This window comes from Streptomyces saintjeani (genome assembly GCF_055409605.1).
Map to the genome: position 1 here is coordinate 7899834 of NZ_CP189624.1, position 23785 is coordinate 7923618.

Below are 23785 nucleotides of genomic sequence, written 5' to 3' on the forward strand. Positions count from 1 at the left end.
TCCGCGCCGGTCCCGCCTCCGGTCCCGCCCCGCCCCGCCCCGGGTCTCTCCCTGTCTCGTCCCGCCCTGCTTCCGGTCCGTCCCTGCCCCAGGCTCCGGCAGTAACCGGAGCAACCGGTTTCACCCCACGTTTCTCCCCGCGCAGCCCTCTCTGATCTCCCCGCCCGGTCCCCCTTTCTCCCGCACCACCCCGGAGGTACTCCCATGTCTGCCCGCGACGGCGCCGCTCTTCCCGCGACCGCGGCCCAGCGCGAGATCTGGCTCGCCGAACAGCGCACGCCCGGCGTACTCCCGGTGTACCGCATCGGCGAATACCTGGAGATCGACGGCCCCGTCGACCCGGACCTGTTCGCGACGGCGCTGCGGCAGGCCGTGGCCGAGTACGACGGCCTGCGCGCCGTGTTCGGCGACGGCCCCGAAGGGCCCCGCCAGACCCTTCGGCAGACCCAGGGCCCGGACCTCGCCCGCCTCGACATCAACTCCCTTGAGGACGCCGTGCGGTGGATGCACGCGGACCGGCTGCGCCCCCTCGACCCGGCCCGCGACCCCCTCCACTCGCACGCCCTGATCCGCCTCGCCGACGACCACTGGCTCTGGTACCACGCCTACCACCACCTGGTCACCGACGGCGTCGGCCTCGTCCTCATGGCCGAGCGCGCAGCCACCGTCTACTCGGCCCTGGCCTGCGGCGACACGGCGGACCCGGCGCCGTTCCCGACCCTGCGCGAGGCCGTCGACGCGGACGCCGAGTACCGCGCCTCCGCCCGCTTCACGGCGGACCGCGCGCACTGGGCCGACCACCTCGCCGGCCTCCCCGACCCGGCGCACCTCGGCAGCCCGACGACCGACCCCACGGTCCGCCCCCGCGTCGTCCCGCTCCCCCTGGACGCCCTGGACGGAAACCCGCTGCAAGCGGTTGCACAACGCACCGGCGCCCGCGCCTCCCGCACGCTGATCGCGGCCACGGCCCTCCACGTGCACCGCCTCACCGGCGCCCGTGACCTCCTGGTCGGCCTCCCCGTCACCGGCCGTTCCCGTTCGAACCGTGTCCTCGCCGCCTTCCCGGGCCTCGTCTCCAACGTCGTCCCCCTGCGCCTCACGGTCCACCCCGGCATGACCTGGCAGGCACTCCTCGACGACGTGGACCGCGAGGTGTGGTCGGCGCTGCGGCACCAGCGCTACCGGGGCGAGGACATCCACCGCGACCTCGGCCTGACCGGAGCGCCGGGTTCGGCGTGGCCGGTGGTGGTCAACTACCGCCCCTTCACCCGGTCGTTGGACTTCGCCGGGCACCCGGCGACCGTCCGTGACCTCTCCGAGGGCGGGGCGACGGACCTCGCGGTGTGGGCGGTGGACCGGCAGGACGGGCGGGGACCGCAGGTCTCGTTGCAGACCGGCGCCGACAGGTGGGAGGAGACGGAACACGCCGCCCAGGCGGGGGCGCTGGCGGGGCTGCTGGGGAGTCTGGCGGGGACGGACGGGGAGCAACTCCTCGGGCGGGTGCCGTTCTTGAGGAAGAGCGTGCCTTCTCCGAAGGCTCCGGCTCCGCAAACCCCTGACCTGGCCGCTCTCTTCGAACGCCAAGCCGCCCGCACCCCGGACGCCGTCGCCGTCGTAGCCCCCGAAACCACCCTCACCTACGCCGAGTTGGACGCCCGCGCCAACCGCATCGCCCGCCTCCTTCTCACCCATGGCGCCGCCCCCGAACGCCTCGTCGCCCTGGCCCTGCCCCGCTCGGCGGACCTGGTCGCCGCGATCCTCGCGAGCCTCAAGACCGGCGCGGGATACGTCCCCCTGGACCCCGACCACCCCACGGCCCGCCTCGCCGAACTCCTCGACGACACACGCCCCGTGATGGTCCTCACCGACGCCGCGACCCGCGACCGTCTGCCCGCCGGAACGCCGACTGCCTTACTGAACACGGCGCTTGACGAGCTGTCACCAACGGCCCCCCGGCGCACGATCGACGCTCTCCACCCCGCGTACGTCATCCACACCTCGGGCTCCACCGGCCGCCCCAAGGGCGTACTCGCCACACGCGGCGCCCTGTCGAACCTGATCCACCACCAACGCACCACCCTGTACCCCGAGATCTCTGAGAACACCGAGAACTCTGAGGGTGCCCCCCTCCGTGTCCCCCTCACCACCTCGGTGACCTTCGACGCCTCCTGGGACCAGCTCGGCTGCCTCTTCGCCGGCCACACCCTGCACGTCCTGGACCGCGCCACCTGGGCCGACCCCACCGCCTTCGTCACCCACCTGCGCACCCACCGCCTCGGCCTGGTCAACGCCACCCCCACCTACCTGCGCGCCCTCCTCGACCACGGCCTCCTCGACCCGGCCCACCACCGCCCGTCCCTCGTCATCGCGGGCGGCGAGACCCTCCCGCCGGGCCTGTGGGACGAGTTGAGGAGTGTGGACGGCGTCCGCTGCCTCAACTTCTACGGCCCCACCGAGTGCACGGTCGACGCGCTCGCCGCCCCGATCGAGGCCCCCCGCCCCACCCTCGGCCTCCCCCTCCCCGGCCTGCGCGCCCACGTCCTGGACGCCGCCCTGCACCCCCTCCCCGACGGTCTCCCCGGCGAGCTGTACCTCTCCGGCGAAGCCCTCGCGCGCGGCTACCTCAACCAACCGGCGACAACGGCGGCCCACTTCGTGGCCGACCCCTTCGGCGCCCCCGGCACCCGTATGTACCGCACGGGCGACCTCGTACGCCGCTCCTCGGACGGCACCCTCACCTACCTCGGCCGCACCGACGTCCAGCTGAAGATCCGTGGCTTCCGTATCGAACCCGGCGAGATCGAAGTCAGGTTGACGGACCGTCAGGACATCGCGGAGGCCACCGTCGTCACCCGCGACGGCAGACTCGTCGCGTACGTCGTCCCCGCGCCCACCGCCGCCGCCGACCCGCAGGCCCTCCGCGACCACCTGCGCGCCTGTCTCCCCGACCACATGGTCCCGGCCGCGATCGTCGCCCTGGCCGCCCTCCCGCTGACCGCGAACGGCAAACTCGACCGCGCCGCCCTGCCCGCCCCCGGCACGGTGGCCACCTCAACCGGCCGCACCCCGCGCACAGCCCGCGAAGAACTCCTGTGCACGCTGGTCGCCGACGTCCTCGGCGTCCCCCAAGTCGCCCCGGACGACGACTTCTTCACCCTCGGCGGCCACTCCCTCCTCGCGATGCGCCTGCTGGCCCGCATCCGCTCCGCCTTCGACGTCGACCTGCGGCTCACCGACCTCTTCGACGCCCCCACCCCGGCCGGCCTCGCCCGCTCGGTCGACTCCGGCGAGCACCGCACCCGCCCCGCCCTCACCCCGTACGAGCGCCCCGGCGCGGTCCCGCTCTCCTCCGCCCAGCGCCGCCTCTGGTTCCTCCAGCGGATGGAGGGCACCGGCTCGACCTACCACATCCCCCTCGCCCTCACCCTGACCGGCGACCTCGACCGAACGGCCCTGGAGCAGGCCCTTGTCGACGTCGTCACCCGGCACGAGAGCCTGCGGACCGTCTTCCCCGACGAACGCGGCGTCCCCTGCCAACGGGTCCTCGACAACCCCGAGATCCCGCTGACGGTATCGACCGCCGACGCGGCCGACCTGCCGGCCCGCATGCTCGCGTCCGCCCGCCGCACCTTCGACCTCGCCACCGAACTCCCCTTCCGCGCCGAGTTGTTCGAGACGACGGCCACCGACCACACCCTCCTCCTGATCCTGCACCACATCGTCGGCGACGGCTGGTCCGTCGGCGCCCTCGCCCAGGACGTCACCCGCGCCTACGCCGCCCGCCGCGAAGGCCAGGCCCCCGACTGGCCCCAACTGCCGGTCCAGTACGCCGACTACACCCTCTGGCAGCGCGACCTGCTGGGCGAGGCGACCGACCCGGACAGCCTCTCCGCACACCAACTCGCCTACTGGACCGGCCAACTGGCCGGAATCCCCGAACAGCTCCAACTCCCCTTCGACCGCCCCCGCCCCGCCGCCACGACGTACCGGGGCGAACAGCTCCCGCTGACCATCGCCCCCGAACTGCACGACGAACTGCGCGAGTTGGCCCGACGCCACGGAACGACCCTCTTCATGGTCCTCCAGGCATCCCTCGCCGCCCTCCTCGCCAAGCTCGGCGCCGGACACGACATCCCCATCGGCACCCCCGTCGCCGGCCGCACCGACGAGGCCACCGACGACATGATCGGCTTCTTCGTCAACACCCTCGTCCTGCGCACCGACCTGACCGGCGACCCCACCTTCGCCGAACTCCTGGGCCGCGTAAGGAAGTCGGCGCTGGCCGCCTACGCCCACCAGGACCTCCCCTTCGAGCACCTCGTCGAGGAGCTCAACCCCACCCGCACCCTCGCCCACCACCCCCTCTTCCAGACCATGCTGGCCCTCCAGAACGCCCCCCTCGGCGCGTTCGACCTCCCCGGCCTGCACGCCACCGCCGACCTGGTCCCCACCCGCACCGCGAAGTGCGACCTCACCTTCAACCTCACCGAACACCCCGACGGCCCCCTCACCGGCACCGTCGAGTACAGCACCGACCTCTTCGATCCCGACACCGTCCGCGGCATCACCGAGCGCTGGGCACGGGTCCTGCGCACGGTCGTCGCCGACGCCGGAGTCCGCCTGAGCGAGGTCGACGTCCTGTCGGCCACGGAACGCGCCGCGCTGCTCCCCGCACCGGTGGCCCGTGACGTGACCCCGGCCGGCGACATCGTGTCCGTCTTCGAGACCCAAGCGCGCGACCACGCCGACGCGGTGGCCGTCGTCGCGGGTACGGACCGCCTGACGTACGGCGAACTCAACGCCCGTGCCAACCGTTTGGCCCACTGGCTCCTCGAACAGGGCGTCGGTGCCGAGGACTTCGTCGCCATCGCCCTGCCCCGTTCGGCGGACCTCGTCGTCGCGATCGTCGGCGTCCTGAAAGCCGGTGCCGCGTATCTTCCCGTGGACCCCGAATACCCGTCCCAGCGACGTGAGTTCATGGTCGAGGACGCTCAACCGGTCCTGGTGCTGGACGACTTGGGTGTGGTGGGGGAGGGGTACTCCGACACCGACCCGGGCGTACGGATCTCGCCGGATCATCCGGCGTACGTGATCTACACGTCGGGCTCGACCGGCCGTCCCAAGGGCGTGGTCGTTCCGCACGGCAATGTGGTGCGGTTGTTCCGTTCCACGGACCAGTGGTTCGGGTTCGGTCCGGATGACGTGTGGACGCTGTTCCACTCGTACGCGTTCGACTTCTCCGTCTGGGAGTTGTGGGGTGCGCTGCTGCACGGTGGCCGGTTGGTGGTCGTGGACTACCACGTGTCCCGCAACCCCGAGGCGTTCGCGGCGCTGCTGGCCGAGGAGGGCGTGACGGTCCTCAACCAGACCCCGTCGGCCTTCTACCAGCTCCCTTCCGACGCCTCCGGCCTGTCCCTGCGGTATGTGATCTTCGGCGGCGAGGCCCTGGAACCTGCCCGCCTGGCGGACTGGTACGCCCATCACGCGGACGACGCGCCGGTTCTCGTGAACATGTACGGCATCACCGAGACGACCGTGCACGTCACGTACGAAGCCCTCGACGCCGCGTCCGTCGGGCAGTCGTCCAGCGTCATCGGCACGGCCATTCCCGACCTGCGCGGCTACGTCCTGGACGAGCGCCTCAACCCCGTACCGCCGGGCGTGGCAGGGGAGTTGTACGTCGCCGGGGCCGGGCTCGCGCGCGGCTACCTGCGGCGGCCGGGGCTGTCGGCGGAGCGTTTCGTCGCCGACCCGTACGGCTTGCCGGGGACCCGGATGTACCGCTCCGGGGACGTCGTGCGCTGGAACGCGCGCGGCACCCTGGAGTTCTTCGGACGCGCCGACGACCAGGTCAAAGTCCGGGGATTCCGGATCGAGTTGGGCGAGATCGAGGCGGCCCTCGCCGCACACCCCGAGGTCGCGCAGGTCGCCGTACTGGCCCGGCAGGACCGCGCCGACGACACGCGGCTCGTCGCGTACGTCGTCCCCGCGCCCGGCACGGTCGCGCACTCGGCGACGCTGCGCCAGCACCTGCGGGAGCGGCTGCCGGAGTACATGGTGCCGAGCGCGTTCGTCGCGCTGGACGCCCTGCCGCTGACCGCCAACGGCAAGCTGGACCGGCGTGCGCTGCCCGAGCCGCAGGTCGGGGCCGTCGGCTCCGGGCGGGCGCCGCGCACCCCGCAGGAGCAGATCCTGTGCGAGCTGTTCGCGGAGATCCTCGGCGTCCCCGAGGCCGGCGTGGACGACAACTTCTTCGATCTGGGCGGCCATTCACTCCTCGCGACCCGCCTCGTCGCCCGGGTCCGCGTCACCCTCGGCGTCGAACTCGAACTGCGTGCCCTGTTCGAGGCCGCGACCCCCGCAGGGCTCGCCGCGAGCCTCGCCGCCGCCGGACAGGCCCGCCTCGCCCTGGACGCCTCGCCGTCCCGCCCGGAACTGATCCCGCTGTCGTTCGCCCAGCGACGCCTGTGGTTCCTGCACCAGTTGGAGGGCGAGAGCGCCAACTACAACATCCCGCTGGCCTGGAGGCTCCAAGGCCCCCTGGACCGGGCGGCGTTGGAGGCCGCGCTCGCCGACGTCGTGGTGCGCCACGAGAGCCTGCGGACCGTCTACCCGCAGCTCGACGGCGTCCCGTACCAGCGGATCCTGGACCCGGAGGAGGCGCGACTCCCGCTGCGGAGCGGGAACCTCACCGAGGACACGCTGGGCACCGTCCTCGCCGGGGCCCTCCGGTACGCCTTCGACCTGGCCGTCGAACTTCCCCTGTACGCCCAGCTGTTCGAGGCCGCCGAGGAAGAGCACGTCCTGCTGCTGGTGATCCACCACATCGCGGGCGACGGCTGGTCCCTCGGTCCGCTCGCCCAGAACCTCGCCGACGCGTACGCGGCCCGCTGCCGGGGCGAGGAACCGGTATGGGCCCAACTCCCCGTCCAGTACGCCGACTACACGCTCTGGCAGCACCAACTCCTCGGTGATGCGCGGGACTCGGAGAGTCTCTTCGCGCGCCAGGCCGCCTACTGGACGCAGACCCTCGCCGGGCTCCCCGAACAGATCCAGCTCCCCACCGACCGGCCCCGCCCGGCCGTCGCCTCCCACCAGGGCGGGTTCGTCCGGGTCCGCCTCGACGCCGAACTCCACCACGAGCTGCGCGAGTTGGCCCGCACGCACGGCACCAGCCTCTTCATGGTCCTGCACGCCGGACTCGCCGGGCTCCTCGACAAGCTCGGCGCGGGCGAGGACCTCCCCGTCGGCACCCTCATCGCCGGCCGCACCGACCAGGCGCTCGACGACCTGATCGGCTACTTCGTCAACACCCTCGTCCTGCGCGGCGACACCTCGGGCAACCCCACCTTCGCCGACCTCCTCGCCCGCGTCCGCGACGTCTCCCTCGCCGCCTACGCCCACCAGGACCTGCCGTTCGAGTACCTCGTCGAGGCCCTCAACCCGGCCCGTTCCCTCTCCCATCACCCGCTGTTCCAGGTGATGCTGGTCCTCCAGAACGCGCCCCGGGCCGACTTCGCCCCGCCGGGACTCACCACCAGCACCGTCCAACTCACCACCACCACCTCCAAGTTGGACCTCATCTTCTCCATGTCCGAACGCCACACGGACGACGGGGAACCCGAAGGCATCGACGGCTTCGTGGAGTTCGCGGGCGACCTCTACGACACCGGCACCGTCCAGGGCATGGTGGACCGCTGGATCCGGGTCCTCCGGGCCGGCGTCACCGACGCCCGGGTCCGGCTGAGCGAGGTCGACGTCCTGTCGGCCACGGAACGCGCCGCGCTGCTCCCCGCACCGGTGGCCCGTGACGTGACCCCGGCCGGCGACATCGTGTCCGTCTTCGAGGCACAGGCACGGGAGCGCGCCGACGCGGTGGCCGTCGTCGCGGGTGCGGACCGCCTGACGTACGGCGAACTCAACGCCCGTGCCAACCGTTTGGCCCACTGGCTCCTCGAACGGGGCGTGGGGGCCGAGGACTTCGTCGCCCTTGCCCTGCCCCGCTCCACCGACCTCGTCGTAGCCGTCCTCGGTGTCCTCAAGTCCGGTGCCGCGTATATGCCGCTGGACCCCGACTACCCCGCCGCACGGCGGGAGTTCATGGTCGAGGACGCTCGACCGGCGCTGGTGCTGGACGACTTGGGCATGGTGGGGGAGGGCTACCCCGACACCGACCCCGGCGTACGGATCTCGCCGGACCATCCGGCGTACGTCATCTACACGTCGGGCTCGACCGGCCGTCCCAAGGGCGTGGTCGTTCCGCACGGCAATGTGGTGCGGTTGTTCCGTTCCACGGACCAGTGGTTCGGGTTCGGTCCGGACGATGTGTGGACGCTGTTCCACTCGTACGCGTTCGACTTCTCCGTCTGGGAGTTGTGGGGTGCGCTGCTGCACGGTGGCCGGTTGGTGGTCGTGGACTACCACGTGTCCCGCAACCCCGAGGCGTTCGCGGCGCTGCTGGCCGAGGAGGGCGTGACGGTCCTCAACCAGACCCCGTCGGCCTTCTACCAGCTCCCTTCCGACGCCTCCGGCCTGTCCCTGCGGTATGTGATCTTCGGCGGCGAGGCCCTGGAACCCGCCCGCCTGGCGGACTGGTACACCCACCACGCGGACGACGCGCCGGTTCTCGTGAACATGTACGGCATCACCGAGACGACCGTGCACGTCACGTACGAAGCCCTCGACGCCGCCTCTCTCGCGCAGCCGTCCAGCGTCATCGGTACCGCGATCCCGGACCTGCGGACTTACGTCCTGGACCGGCATCTGAGGCTCGTCCCGCCCGGTGTGGCGGGGGAGTTGTACGTCGCCGGGGCCGGGCTCGCCCGGGGGTATCTGAACCGGCCGGGGCTGAGCGCGGAACGTTTCGTCGCCGACCCGTTCGGCGGGTCCGGCACGCGGATGTACCGCACCGGCGACCTGGTCCGGCGGCGGGTGGACGGGGTGCTGGAGTACGCGGGGCGCGCCGACGACCAGGTCAAAGTCCGCGGATTCCGGATCGAGTTGGGCGAGATCGAGGCGGCCCTCGCCGCACACCCCGAGGTCGCGCAGGTCGCCGTACTGGCCCGGCAGGACCGCGCCGACGACACGCGGCTCGTCGCGTACGTGGTGGGGAGCACGGCACCGGACGACCTCCGCGCCCACCTGCGCGGACGCCTCCCCGAGCACATGGTCCCGGCCGCGTTCGTCGCCCTGGACGCCCTGCCGCTGACCGTGAACGGCAAGCTGGACCGCGCCGCCCTGCCCGCGCCCGACCTCACGCCGACCGAGTCGGGCCGCGCGCCGCGCACCCCGCGTGAACAGATCCTGTGCGACCTGTTCGCGGAGGTGCTCGGCGTCGCCCAAGTCGGCCTGGACGACGACTTCTTCGACCTCGGCGGCCACTCGCTGCTGGCCACCCGGCTCGTCGCCCGGGTCCGCGCCGCGCTCGGCGTGGAACTCGAACTGCGGGCGCTCTTCGAGTCCCCGTCCGTCGCCGGGGTCGCCGCGAGCCTCGGTACGGCGGGCGAGGCCCGCCCGGCGCTCGTCCCGGCCGCCAGGCCCGAACGCCTGCCCCTGTCGTCGGCCCAGCGCCGGCTCTGGTTCCTGCACCGACTGGACGGCGGCAGTGCGGCCTACCACATCCCGCTGGCCTGGCGCCTGACCGGCCCGCTCGATCGCACCGCCCTCGAAGCGGCCCTCGCGGACCTGACGGACCGTCATGAGAGCCTGCGCACAGTCTTTCCGGACATCGACGGCGTTCCGTACCAGCACGTCCTGCCCGAGCACCGCCCCCACCTCCCGGTCACCGAAGGCGTGAACCTCGCCGCCTCCCTGGCCCGCCCCTTCGACCTGGCGACCCAACCGCCCCTGCGCGCCGACCTGTTCACCGACGGACCCGGCGTCCACGTCCTCCTTGTCACCGTCCACCACATCGCGGGCGACGGCTGGTCCCTCGGCCCGGTCAACCGTGATCTCGCGGCGGCGTACACGGCACGCTGCGCGGGCCAGGCCCCCGACTGGGCCGAACTCCCCGTGCAGTACGGCGACTACACGCTCTGGCAGGAGCGACTCCTCGGCGACGCCGGGGACTCGGAGAGCCTCTTCGCGCGCCAGGCCGCCTACTGGACGGACACCCTCGCCGGGCTCCCCGACCAGATCCACCTCCCCACCGACCGGCCCCGACCGGCCACGCCCACCTTCCAAGGGGGCCAGATCCGCGTCGAGTTGGACGCCGACCTGCACGCCGGGCTCCTCGACCTCGGCCGCCGTCAGGGCGCGAGCCTGTTCATGGTGCTCCAGGCCGGGCTCGCCGCGCTGCTGAACAAGCTCGGCGCGGGCGACGACATCCCCGTGGGCAGCCTCATCGCGGGCCGCACCGACCAGGCGCTCGACGACCTCGTGGGCTTCTTCGTGAACACCCTGGTCCTGCGCACCGACACGTCCGGCGACCCGACGTTCACCCAACTCCTGGGCCGGGTGAGGGAGTCGGCCCTCGCCGCCTACGACCACCAGGAGCTGCCGTTCGAGCACCTGGTCGAGGCCCTCAACCCGACGCGCTCACTGGCCCGGCAGCCCCTGTTCCAGGTGCTGCTGGCGCTCCAGAACGTACCCGGCGGGACCTTCGAACTCCCCGGCGTACAGGCCGAGATCGTGCCGGTGCACGCGCCCACGGCCATGTTCGACCTGTCGTTCCACCTGCTGGAGCGGGACGGCACGGGCGTCCACGGATACGTGGAGTTCGCGGCCGACCTGTTCGACACGGACACCGTGGAACGGCTCCTCGCGCGCTGGGTCCGGGTACTGCGAGCGGCTGTCGCCGAACCGGAGTCGAGCCTCAGCCGGTTCGACGTCCTGCTCGACGACGAACGTACGCCCGCACCGGAACTCGCCGTGGGGCAGAGCGAGTTCATCCCCCTGCCCGCGCTCTTCACCCGCCGCGCCGTCGAACTCCCCGACGCCCCCGCCGTCGTCTTCGAGGACACCACCCTCACCTACGCCGACCTCGAAGCCCGCACCAACCGCCTCGCCCACTCCCTGACCTCACGCGGGATCGGCCCCGAGGACATCGTCGCGATCTCCCTGCCGCGAGGCGTCGAAGCGGTCGTCGCGACCCTCGCCGTACTGAAGGCGGGCGCCGCCTACCTCCCCGTCGACCCCGAATACCCCGCCGCCCGCCGCGAGTTCATGCTCGCCGACGCCCGCCCGGCCCTCGTCCTCGACGACCCGGCCACCGTCGACCCCGGCCCCGGCCACCCCGACACCGCCCCCGAGGCGGCGTATGCCGCACAGCACCCGGCATACGTGATCTACACCTCCGGGTCGACCGGCCGCCCCAAGGCGATCGTCATGCCCGCCGAGGCACTCGCGAACCTCCTGCGCTGGCACCACACCACCCTCGGCGGCCAACCCGGCACGCGCGTCGCGCAGTTCACCGCCGCAGGCTTCGACGTCGCCGTCCAGGAGACCCTGTCCGCGCTGCTGTACGGCAAGACGCTGGTCGTGCCCACGGACGATGAACGGCGCAGCGCCGAACGGTTCGTGGGCTGGCTGGAGCGGCACCGGGTCGAGGAGCTGTACGCCCCGACCCTGATGCTGGAGGCGGTCGCGCAGGCCGCCGAGGAACAGGGCCGGGACCTCCCGGACCTGCGGCTGATCGTTCAGGCCGGCGAGGCCATGCGGGTCGGCGGGCTGCACGCCTTCCGGGGCCGGCGGCTCCACAACCACTACGGCCCGGCGGAAACGCACGTAGTAACCGCTTACGCACTGCCCGCCGGACACGACACCCACCCCGTGCCCATCGGCCGCCCGATCGACCAGGTCCGGGCGCACGTCCTGGACGCGGCCCTGCGCCCCGTCCCGCCCGGCGTCCCCGGCGAGCTGTACCTGTCCGGCACCTGCCTGGCGCGCGGCTACCTCGACCGCCCGGCCCTGACAGCGGATCGCTTCGTCGCCGACCCCTACGGCCCGCCCGGCGCCCGCATGTACCGCACCGGCGACCTCGCGCGCCGCCGCACCGACGGCGAGCTGGAGTTCCTGGGCCGCGCCGACCAGCAGGTCAAGGTACGGGGCTTCCGCATCGAACCCGGCGAGGTCGAGGCCGCGCTCACCGCGTACCCCGGCGTGTCCCGGGCGGCGGTGCTCGTGCGTGACGACCGCCTCGTGGCCTACGTCGTCCCGGCGGCCGTACCCGCGGCCCCCCTCCTCGCCCATCTCCGCGACAGGCTCCCGGACTTCATGGTCCCCTCGGCCGTACTCGCCCTGGACGCCCTGCCGTTGACCCCCAACGGCAAGCTCGACCGCGCCGCCCTGCCCGCACCCGCCCCCGAGACGACGGGCCGCGCCCCGCGCAGCGCACGCGAACAGCTGCTGTGCGACCTCTTCGGCGAGGTGCTAGGCGTCGCCCAAGCCGGCCCGGACGACGACTTCTTCGCGCTCGGCGGCCACTCCCTGCTCGCCACCCGCCTGATCTCCCGCATCCGCGCCACCCTCGGCGTCGAACCCGAACTCCGCGCCCTCTTCGAGGCACCCACCCCGGCCGCCCTCTCAGCCCGCCTCGGCGACGCGGACACGGCGCGCCCCGCGCTCACCCGCCAACTCCGCCCCGGCGTACTGCCGTTGTCGTTCGCCCAGCGCCGCCTGTGGTTCCTGCATCGGATGGAGGGCCCGAGCGCCACCTACGCCATGCCGCTCGCCCTGCGTCTGACCGGCCCCCTCGACCGCGAGGCACTCCGCCTCGCCCTCGATGATGTGACGGACCGTCATGAAAGTCTGCGGACGGTCTTCCCGGATGTGGACGGCGTACCCCACCAGCACATCCTGACGGACGCCCACCCCGCCCTGACCGTCATCGACACCGACGAGGCCGGCCTCCCCGAGGCGCTGGCCCGCGCCGCGAGCCACGGATTCGACCTGGCCACCGAAATCCCCCTGCGCGCCGAGCTGTTCACCCTCGCGCCCGAGCAACACGTCCTGCTCCTCCTCCTGCACCACATCGCGGGCGATGGCTGGTCCCTGCGACCGCTCTCCCGCGACCTGGCGACGGCGTACGCGGCCCGCACCCGGGGCGAGGCGCCGGACTGGGCCCAACTCCCCGTCCAGTACGCCGACTACACCCTCTGGCAGCGCGACCTTCTCGGCGAGGAGTCCGACGCCACGAGCGCCTTCGCCGGACAGACCGCCTACTGGCGCGAGGCGCTGGCGAGCCTCCCCGAACAGCTCCACCTCCCCACCGACCGCCCCCGCCCGGCGGGCACTACCCACCGAGGCGGCCTCCTCGCGGCGACCGTGGACGCCGAACTCCACTGCGCCCTCCACGAGTTGGCCCGCCGCAACGGCGCGAGCCTGTTCATGGTGCTCCAGGCCGGTCTCGCCGCCCTGTTCACACGGCTCGGCGCGGGTACGGACATCGCGGTCGGGAGCCCGGTGGCGGGCCGTACGGATCAGGCGCTGGACGACCTGGTGGGCTTCTTCGTCAACACCCTCGTCCTGCGCACCGACACGTCCGGCGACCCCACCTTCACCGAACTCCTCGGCCGCGTCCGGGAGACCGCGCTGTCGGCCTACGACCACCAGGACGTGCCGTTCGAGCACCTGGTGGAGACCCTCAACCCGGTCCGCTCCCTCGCCCACCATCCCTTGTTCCAGGTCCTGTTGGCCCTCCAGAACACCTCCGAGGGCGACTTCGCGCTCCCCGGTCTGCACACCGCCCCGGTCCCCGTCGGCACCGGCACCGCCCGCCTCGACCTCGCGATCGCGGTCACCGAACACCGCCGCCCCGACGGCACCCCCGACGGCCTCGAAGCGGTCCTGGAGTACAGCGCCGACCTCTTCGACGAGGACTCCGTACGCACCCTGTTCGACCGCTGGCGACGGCTGTTGACCGCTGCCGCCACCGACCCCGGCCGCCGCATCGGCACGCTCGACGTCCTCGGCACGCGGGAACGCCGCACCCTCCTGCACGACCGCAACACCACCCGCGAGGTACCGCAAGCCGTCCTCCCGGACCTGTTCCGGCGACAGGTGAGCCGCCGCCCCGACGCCCCCGCAGTCGTCAGCGGCGCAACAACGGTGACGTACGCCGAACTCGACGCCCGCGCCAACCGGTTCGCGCACCACCTCATCGAACAGGGCGTCGGCCCCGAGGACTTGGTGGCGTTGAAGCTGCCCCGGTCCGTCGAGCTGATCGTCGCCGTCCTCGGCGTCCTCAAGGCGGGCGCGGCCTACGTCCCCGTCGACCCGGAGTACCCGCAGGCGCGGATCGCGCACATGCTGGAGGACGCGCGGCCGGTGCTCGTCGTCGAGTCCCCGCAGGCCGTTGCGGCAACCGATTACCCCGACACGACACCGCAGGTCCGCAGCCTGCCCCAGCACCCGGCGTACGTCATCTACACCTCGGGCTCGACCGGCCGCCCCAAGGGCGTCGTCGTCACCCACGCCGGCATCCCGAGCCTCGTCGCCACCCAGGTCGAACGCCTCGCCCTCGACGACGACAGCCGCGTCCTCCAGTTCACCTCCACCGGATTCGACGCCTCCTTCTGGGACCTGTGCGCCGCACTCCTCACGGGTGCCGCCCTGGTCCTCGCCCCCGCCGACGCCCCCTTGCCCGCGCTGACGGACCTCGACGTGACCCATGTGACGGTTCCGCCGTCCGTACTGGTCGCGCTGGAAGGGGAGTTGACCGCTACGACACTCGTGGTCGCGGGGGAGGCGTGCTCGCCGGAGCTCGTCCAGCGCTGGGCTCCGGGCCGCCGGATGATCAACGCGTACGGTCCGACCGAGACGACGGTCTGCGCCACGGCGAGCACTCCACTCACCCCGACGGGTCAACTCCCGCCCATCGGCGGCCCGATCACCGGCGCCCGCGTGTACGTCCTCGACGCCGGCCTCCAGCCCGTGGCGCCCGGCGTTGCCGGTGAACTCTATGTCGCGGGCGCTGGGTTGGCGCGTGGCTACCTCAACCGGCCGGGCCTGACGGCGGATCGGTTCGTCGCCGACCCGTACGGCCCGCCCGGCGCCCGTATGTACCGCACGGGTGACCTCGTCCGCTGGACGCGTGACGGCGAGCTGGAGTTCGCCGGACGCGCCGACGACCAGGTCAAGGTGCGCGGCTTCCGTATCGAACCGGCGGAGATCGAGGCCCAGTTGGCCGATCACCCCGAGGTCGCGCACACGGTCGTGGCGGTACGGCGGGAGCGGCTCGTCGGTTACGTCGTCCCCGCGCCGGGTGCCGAGCCCGCCCCCGCCGCGCTGCGGGCGTACCTGAAGGAGCGGCTGCCGGACCACATGGTGCCCAGCGCGTTCGTCGTGCTGGACGCGCTGCCGCTGACACCGAACGGCAAGCTGGACCGAGTCGCCCTGCCCACCCCGGAGTTCACCTCAACCGGTCGCGAAGCCCGCACGCCCCGCGAGCAGTTGCTCGCCGGACTCTTCGCCGAAGTGCTCGGCGTCGCCCAAGTCGGCGCGGACGACGGCTTCTTCGACCTCGGCGGCCACTCTCTGCTCGCCACCCGCCTCGCCTCCCGGGTCCGCGCCACCCTCGGCGTGGAACTCCCGCTGCGCACCCTGTTCGAGACGCCGACCGTCGCCGGGCTCGCCGCCGCACTGGACTCCGCAGGGCAGGCCCGGCCCGTCCTGACCAGCCAAGTCCGCCCGGACGTCCTGCCGTTGTCGTTCGCCCAGCGCCGCCTGTGGTTCCTCCACCAGATGGAGGGCAGCGAGGCCACCTACAACATCCCCCTCGCCCTGCGCCTCACCGGACAGCTCGACGAACGCGCCCTCGAAGCGGCCCTCGCCGACGTCGCGGACCGCCACGAGACCCTCCGCACAGTGTTCCCCGAAGGCCCGGACGGCACCCCGACCCAGCATGTCCTGGACGCCGCCCACCCTCGCCTCAGGGTCACCCGCACCGACGAAGCCCGCCTGCCGGAACTCCTCTCCCGCGCGGCCCGCTCCACCTTCGACCTGACCGCCGAACTCCCCCTGAAGGCCGAGCTGTTCGCACTCGACAGCCACGAACACGTCCTGCTCCTCGTCATGCACCACATCGCCGGCGACGGCTGGTCCACCGGCCCCCTCTCCCGCGATCTCGCCGAGGCGTACGCCGCCCGCCGCGCCGGCCGCAAACCGGACTGGCAGCCCCTGCCCGCGCAGTACGCCGACTACACCCTGTGGCAACGCGCCCTCCTCGGCGACGAGTCCGACCCGGCGAGCACCTTCGGCGGACAACTCGGCTACTGGAAACACCAGTTGGCCGACCTCCCCGACCAACTCCGCCTCCCCGCCGACCGACCGCGCCCGGCGGTCGCCGGATACGACGGCGCCCACCTCCTCGTCGACCTCGACCCGGAACTCCACCAGGGCCTGCGCGACCTCGCCGGGCGACAGGGCGCGAGCCTGTTCATGGTGCTCCAGGCCGGTCTCGCCGCGCTGTTCACGCGGCTGGGAGCGGGTACGGACATCGCGGTGGGCAGTCCGGTGGCGGGCCGTACGGACCAGGCGCTGGACGATCTGGTCGGGTTCTTCGTCAACACCCTTGTCCTGCGCACCGACACGTCCGGCGACCCCTCGTTCGAGGAGCTGGTCCGGCGGGTCCGGGAGACGTCCCTGTCGGCGTACGCCCACCAGGACCTGCCGTTCGAGAACCTTGTCGAGGAACTCAACCCGGTGCGCTCCCTCTCCCATCACCCGCTGTTCCAGGTGATGTTCGCCCTCCAGAACGCCCCGATGGGCACCTTCGACCTGCCCGGTCTGCGCGTCACCCCGCTGACCGTGCCGACCGGCACCGCCAAGTTCGACCTCGGCTTCAACCTCTACGAGCGCCCCGAGGGCGGCATCTCCGGAGCCGTCGAGTACGCCACCGACCTCTACGACCCCGACACGGTCACCGGCCTCGTCGACCGCTGGACCCGCCTGCTGCGAGCGGGAGTCGAGGAACCCACCCGGCCCATCGGCCGCGCCGACATCCTCACCGCCGACGAACGCCGCCGCCTGCTGGAGCCCGCCGCCGACAGCGGCATCCCCGCCGAGTCCCTCCCGACCGCCTTCGCCCGCCAGGTACGGACGACGCCCGACGCCGTCGCGCTGGTCGCGGGGGAGCGGGAGCTGTCCTACGCCGAACTCGACGCCCACGCCAACCGGTTCGCGCACCACCTGATCCAACAGGGCGTCGGCCCCGAGGACCTGGTGGCGCTGAAGCTGCCCCGGTCCGTCGAACTCGTCGTCGGCATCCTCGGTGTCCTGAAGGCGGGCGCGGCCTACCTGCCCGTCGACCCGGCGTACCCGGAGTCCCGGATCGCGTTCATGCTGGACGACGCGCGGCCGGCGGTCGTCGTCGACTCCCCGGAAGCCGTTGCTGCAACCGATTACCCCGACACGACACCCCCGACCCACGTCCTCCCGCAGCACCCGGCGTACGTCATCTACACCTCGGGCTCGACCGGCCGCCCCAAGGGCGTCGTCGTCAGCCACTCCGGGCTCGCCCACCTGGTCGCGGGCCAGGTCGAGCGGTTCGCCATCGATGCGGACAGCCGGGTCCTCCAGTTCGCCTCGCCCAGCTTCGACGCGTCCGTGTCCGAGCTGTACACGGCCCTGCTGACCGGTGCGACCCTCGTCCTGCCGCCACCCGGCAACCCGCTCCCGGCACTCACCGAACTCGACGTGACCCATGTGACGGTTCCGCCGTCCGTACTGGTCGCGCTGGAAGGGGAGTTGACGGCCACGACGCTGGTCGTGGCGGGGGAGGCGTGCTCGCCGGAACTCGTCCAGCGCTGGGCTCCGGGCCGCCGGATGATCAACGCGTACGGCCCGACCGAGACGACGGTCTGCGCCACGATGAGCGACCCGCTCACCCCGACCGGCCAACTCCCGCCCATCGGACGCCCGATCACCGGCGCCCGTGTGTACGTCCTCGACGCCGGCCTCCAGCCGGTCCCGCCCGGAGTGCCCGGCGAACTCTACGTGTCCGGCGCCGGGTTGGCGCGGGGCTACCTCAACCGGGCGGGCCTGACGGCGGATCGGTTCGTCGCCGACCCGTACGGCCCTCCCGGCGCCCGCATGTACCGCACCGGTGACCTCGTCCGCTGGACGCGTGACGGCGAGCTGGAGTTCGCCGGGCGCGCCGACGACCAGGTCAAGGTGCGCGGCTTCCGTATCGAACCCGCCGAGGTGGAAGCCCAGTTGACCGACCACCCGGCCGTCGCGCACAGCGTCGTGACGGTACGGGACGACCGCCTGATCGCTTACGTCGTCCCGGCCACCGCACGCCGTGACCACGAACTGGACATCGTGGAGACCTGGCGGGAGACCTACGACGCCCTCCCCGTGACCGCCGCGCAGACCGCGTTCGGCGAGAACTTCACCGGCTGGAACAGCAGTTACGACGGCCGGCCCATCCCGGAGGCGGAGATGCGGGAGTGGCGGGACGCCACCGTCGACCGCATCCGCGCGCTCAAGCCCCGCCGCATCCTGGAGGTCGGCGCCGGAACCGGCTTGCTGCTGGCGAAGCTCGCGCCCGACTGCGAGACGTACTGGGCGACCGACTTCTCGGCGACCGCGATCGGCGTCCTCGCCGAACACGTCGGGCAGCGGCCGGAGTTGACCGGCAGGGTGGTCCTGCGCACCCAGCCCGCGCACGACGTGACCGGGCTGCCCGAGGGCGAGTTCGACACGATCGTCATCAACTCGGTGATCCAGTACTTCCCGAGCGGCGAGTATCTCCGGGACGTCGTGGGCAAGTTGACGGGCCTCCTCGCCCCCGGCGGCGCCCTGTTCCTCGGAGACGTCCGTAACCTGCGGCTGCTGCGTCCGTTCCTCGCCGCCGTCCACGGCATGGACCCGGACGCGGTCGACCAAGCGGTACGGCGTGAGGAGGAACTCCTCGTCGACCCAGACTGGTTCACCACGCTGGGCCGGAACCTGGACGTCTCCATCGAGATCCGCCGGGGCCGCCACCACAACGAACTGACCCGCCACCGCTACGACGTCACCCTCCGCGCGGCGGCCGGGACCACAGCACAGTCCCTCACCCAACTCGCCTGGGGTCAGGACGTGTTCACCCTGGACCAGGCCCTCGCGGCGGCCGACGCGACCCCCACCCTGCGGATCACGGGCGTCCCCAACACCCGCCTCGCCACCGAGGCCGGCCACGACCCGCAAGGCGTTCCGGACCCCGAGGACTGGTACACCTGCGGTCGCCCCGCCCACGTCACCTGGTCCCCGGACGGCCCCGACCTCCTCGACGTCACCTTCGTCACCGAAAGCCACCCCACTCCCCACGGCCACCCCGCCTCCCACAGTCAACCCACCCCCCAGGGCCACCCCACCCTGTACCGCCCCGCAGCCGACAAGGGCTCCCCCCTCACCAACACTCCCCGCGCCACCGGCAACCTCCCCGCCACCCTCCGCGCCCACGCCCGCGATCGGCTCCCCGAGCACCTCGTCCCGTCGGTCTTCGTCGTCCTCGACGACCTCCCCCGCACAGCCAGCGGAAAGCTCGACCGCGCCGCCCTGCCCGCCCCCGAGGCGGACCGCACGACCACCGGCCGCGCCCCCCGCACACCCCAAGAGGAGCTGCTGGCCGACCTGTTCGGTGAGATCCTGAACACCGGACGCGTGGGCGTCGACGACAACTTCTTCGACCTCGGCGGCCATTCACTCCTCGCCACCCGCCTCGCCTCCCGCGTCCGCGCCACCCTCGGCGTCGAACTCGACGTCCGGGCCCTGTTCGAGGCGCCCACCCCGGCCGCCCTCGCTGCCCGCCTCGACCAGGCCGGCACCGCGAGGCCCGCGCTGACCAAGGCCGAACGGCCCGAACAGGTACCGCTGTCGTTCGCCCAGCGCCGCCTGTGGTTCCTGCACCGCATGGAGGGCCCGAGCGCCACCTACAACATGCCGCTCGCCCTCCGCCTGACCGGCCGCCTCGACCGAACGGCCCTGGAGTCGGCCCTCTCCGACGTGACGGGCCGTCACGAAAGCCTGCGGACCGTCTTCCCGGACACCGGCGGCGTGCCTCACCAGCACGTCCTGGCCGACGCCCACCCCGCACTGTCCGTCCTCGACGCCGACGAGGAGCGACTCCCCGGACTCCTCGCCGGGGCCGCGGCGCACGGCTTCGACCTCGCCGGTGAACTGCCCCTGCGCGCGCACCTGTTCAGGCTCGGCGCCGAGACGCACGTCCTGCTGGTCGTCGTCCACCACATCGCGGGCGACGGCTGGTCCATGGGCCCGCTCTCCCGCGACCTGGCGAGCGCGTACGCCGCTCGCTGCCGGGGCGAGGCACCGGAATGGGCCGAACTCCCTGTCCAGTACGCCGACTACACGCTCTGGGAACAGGAGCTGCTCGGCGAGGCCGCCGACACGGACAGCCGCCTCGCCGGACAACTCGCCTACTGGAAGCAGGCGTTGGCAGGCATCCCGGACCAGACCCCGCTGCCCACCGACCGCCCCCGCCCCGCCACCGCGTCCCAGCGTGGCGCCCAGCTCGCGCTTCACCTGGATGCCGGACTCCACGGCAGGCTGCGGGAGTTGTGCGCCCACCACGGCGCCAGCATGTTCATGGTGCTGCAAGCGGGCCTCGCCGCACTTCTCACCCGGCTCGGCGCCGGCGAGGACGTGCCGGTCGGCAGCCCGGTCGCCGGGCGCACCGACGAGGCCCTCGACGACCTGGTCGGGTTCTTCGTCAACACCCTGGTCCTGCGCACCGACACGTCCGGCGATCCGACGTTCGCCGACCTCCTCGGCCGGGTCCGGGAGACCGCCCTGTCCGCCTACGCCCACCAGGACGTGCCGTTCGAGCACCTTGTGGAGGTCGTCAACCCGGCCCGCTCCCTCGCCCACCACCCGCTGTTCCAGGTGATGCTGGCCCTCCAGAACGCCCCCACGGGCGAGTTCACGCTTCCCGGACTCACCCTCGGCTACGAGTCCGTCCCGACCGGGACCGCCCGCTGCGACCTCACGTTCAGCCTCGCCGAGCGGTACACCGAGGACGGACGGCCGGACGGGCTGGTCGGCGCGGTCGAGTACGCGACCGACCTGTTCGACCCCGAGACGGTCGGCGCACTCGTCGGCCGATGGGTGCGATTCCTCGAAAGCGCCGCCCAGCACCCAGAAATGACGATCAGTCAGGTCGATGTCCTGGGCGACGAGGAACACCGGTACCTCCTCGCCGTCGCCACCGGCGCCGAACTCGCCCCGGTCCGCCCCCTCACCGACCTGTTCGCCGAGCAGGTGCGGGCCATCCCCGACGCCGTCGCCGTCGAACAGGACGGCACGACCTGGTCGTACCGGCAGCTCGACGAGCGGGCCAACCGGCTCGCGCACGCCCTCGCCGGGCAGGGAGTCGGCCCGGAGACGGCCGTCGCCGTCCTCATGGAACGGTCGGCCGAACTCGTCGTCGCGCTCCTCGGAATCCTCAAGTCGGGCGGCACATATGTGCCGGTGGACCCCGGCTTCCCGCCCGCGCGCGTCGACCTCGTCGTCCGGGAGACCGGCGCGGCACTCGTCCTCACGGAGGACGTCCTCACCGCGCTGATCCAGGCCGAGACACGGACCGAGGCACCGGAGGCGACGTGCCGGGCGGATCAGGCGGCGTACGTGATGTACACCTCCGGATCGACCGGACGGCCCAAGGGAGTTGTCGTCACGCACGGCGACGTCGCCGGGCTCGCGCAGGCGCCCTGCTTCGCCGGGGGCGCGCACCGGAGGGTGCTGTTGCACGCGCCGGTCGCGTTCGACGCCTCGACGTACGAACTGTGGGTGCCGCTGCTGAACGGCGGCACGGTCGTCGTCGCTCCCCAAGGGCGTTTGGACATCCGGGAGTTGGCGCGGGCCATCGGCGACGGCCGGGTGACCGGGCTGTGGCTCACCGCCGGGCTGTTCCGGCTGCTCGCCGAGGAGGAGCCGGGGGCGCTGGCCGGCGTGCGGGAGGCGTGGACCGGCGGCGACGTCGTGTCCGCCGCCGCGGTCGCCCGGGTCATGGCCGCCTGCCCCGGCCTGCGGGTCGTCGACGGGTACGGCCCCACCGAGACGACCACCTTCGCCGCCCACCACGTCATGGACACGGAACCCGACCAGACCCGCCCGGTCCCGCTCGGCCGTCCCCTGGCCGGGATGCGGACGTACGTCCTCGACGGCCGTCTGCGCCCGACGCCCCCCGGCGTCGTCGGCGACCTGTACCTCTCCGGTACGGGGGTGGCCCGGGGCTACCTCGGCCGGCCCGCCCGCACCGCCGAACGCTTCCTCCCCGACCCCTACGGCCCTCCCGGCGCCCGCATGTACCGCACCGGCGACCTCGCCCGGTGGACACGCGGCGGCGAGCTGGAGTTCGCCGGACGCGCCGACGACCAGGTCAAGGTGCGCGGCTTCCGCGTGGAGCCCGGCGAGGTCGAGGCCGCCCTCGCGGCCTGCCCCGGGGTGGCCCAGGCGGCGGTCGTCGTGCGGGAGGACCGGGAGGGGGACAAGCGGCTGGTGGCGTACGTAGTACCTGAGAGGGACGGGGTGTACGACGCTCCGCCGGCGGCTGAGGGCGGTGCGGGGCGTGGGGTAGTACCACTGGCCCCCGAGGCGGATGTCCCCGTGACCCCCGCCGCGCCCGCCCCCCTCGCCTCCACCCTCACCCCCCACCTCCGCCGCCACCTCCCCCCGTACCTCATCCCCTCGGCGTACATCCCCCTCCCCGCCCTCCCTCTCACCCCCAACGGCAAGCTCGACCACGCCGCCCTCCCCGCCCCGGACCACACCCCGGACACCACCCCCCACCGAGGCCCCCGCACCCCGCAGGAACAGGTCCTCTGCGACCTCTTCGCGGAAGCGCTCGGCGTCGAGCGGATCGGCATCGAGGACAGCTTCTTCGACCTCGGCGGCCACTCGCTGCTCGCGGCCCGCCTGGTCGCGAGGGTCAGGGACACCCTGGGCGTCGAGATCGGCCTGCGGACCCTGTTCCAGGCCCCGACCGTCGCCGAACTCTCCGGCAGGCTGGCGCTTCAGGACGCGGACGGCTCGCTGGACGTCGTCCTGCCGCTCAGGCCCGCCGGCACCGGCACGCCGCTGTTCTGCGTGCACCCCGGCGGCGGCGTGAGCTGGTGCTACAGCGGGCTCCTCAGCCACGTCGACCCCGAGCACCCCGTGTACGCCATCCAGGCGCGCAGCCTCGCCCGGGACGAACCGAGGCCGGGCAGCTACGAGGAGATGGCAGCCGACTACGTGGAGCAGATCCGCAAGATCCAGCCGGAGGGCCCGTACCTCCTCCTCGGCTGGTCGGCCGGCGGACTCATCGCGCACGCGGTCGCCACGGAACTCCAACGCCTGGGCCGGCGCACGGCGTTGCTCGCGATCCTCGACGCGTACCCGGTCGTCGACCTGACCTTCGACGAGGCGCCGGTCCCGGCCGAACGGGACGTCCTGGTCGGCATGTTGGACTGCGACCCCGACGAACTCCCGCCCGGGGAGCTGACGTACGACGAGGTGATGGCCGTCCTCAGGCAGCGCGGCAGCGCGCTCGCCGGCCTGGAGCGCCGCCACCTCGAAGCCGTCGTCGCCGTGATGATCAACAACGCGAGCCTGGCCCTCACCTTCGAACCGGCCGTGTTCCAGGGCGAGATGCTCCTGTTCAACTCCACGATCGACCGCGAGCAGGACTCGCCGGGCGCCGACGTGTGGCGGCCGTACGTGGACGGCCCGATCACGTCGTACGACATCACCGCGCGCCACGACCGCATGACCCGGCCGGGCGCACTCGCCCAACTCGGCCCCGTGCTCGCCGCACGGATCGCCGAACTCGCTGACTCCACCGACACAGAGGAGATCTGACGCC

1 protein-coding gene is annotated in these 23785 nt (G+C 72.7%); it reads left to right on the forward strand.

All coding sequences use genetic code 11. The features are described from left to right. The first annotated feature begins 204 nt into the window (after nt 1–204). Entirely contained in the window at nt 205–23781 is a 23577-nt protein-coding gene (locus tag ACQCO7_RS35720) for a non-ribosomal peptide synthase/polyketide synthase (protein ID WP_464075686.1), read from the forward strand. Nucleotides 23782–23785 lie beyond the last annotated feature (4 nt).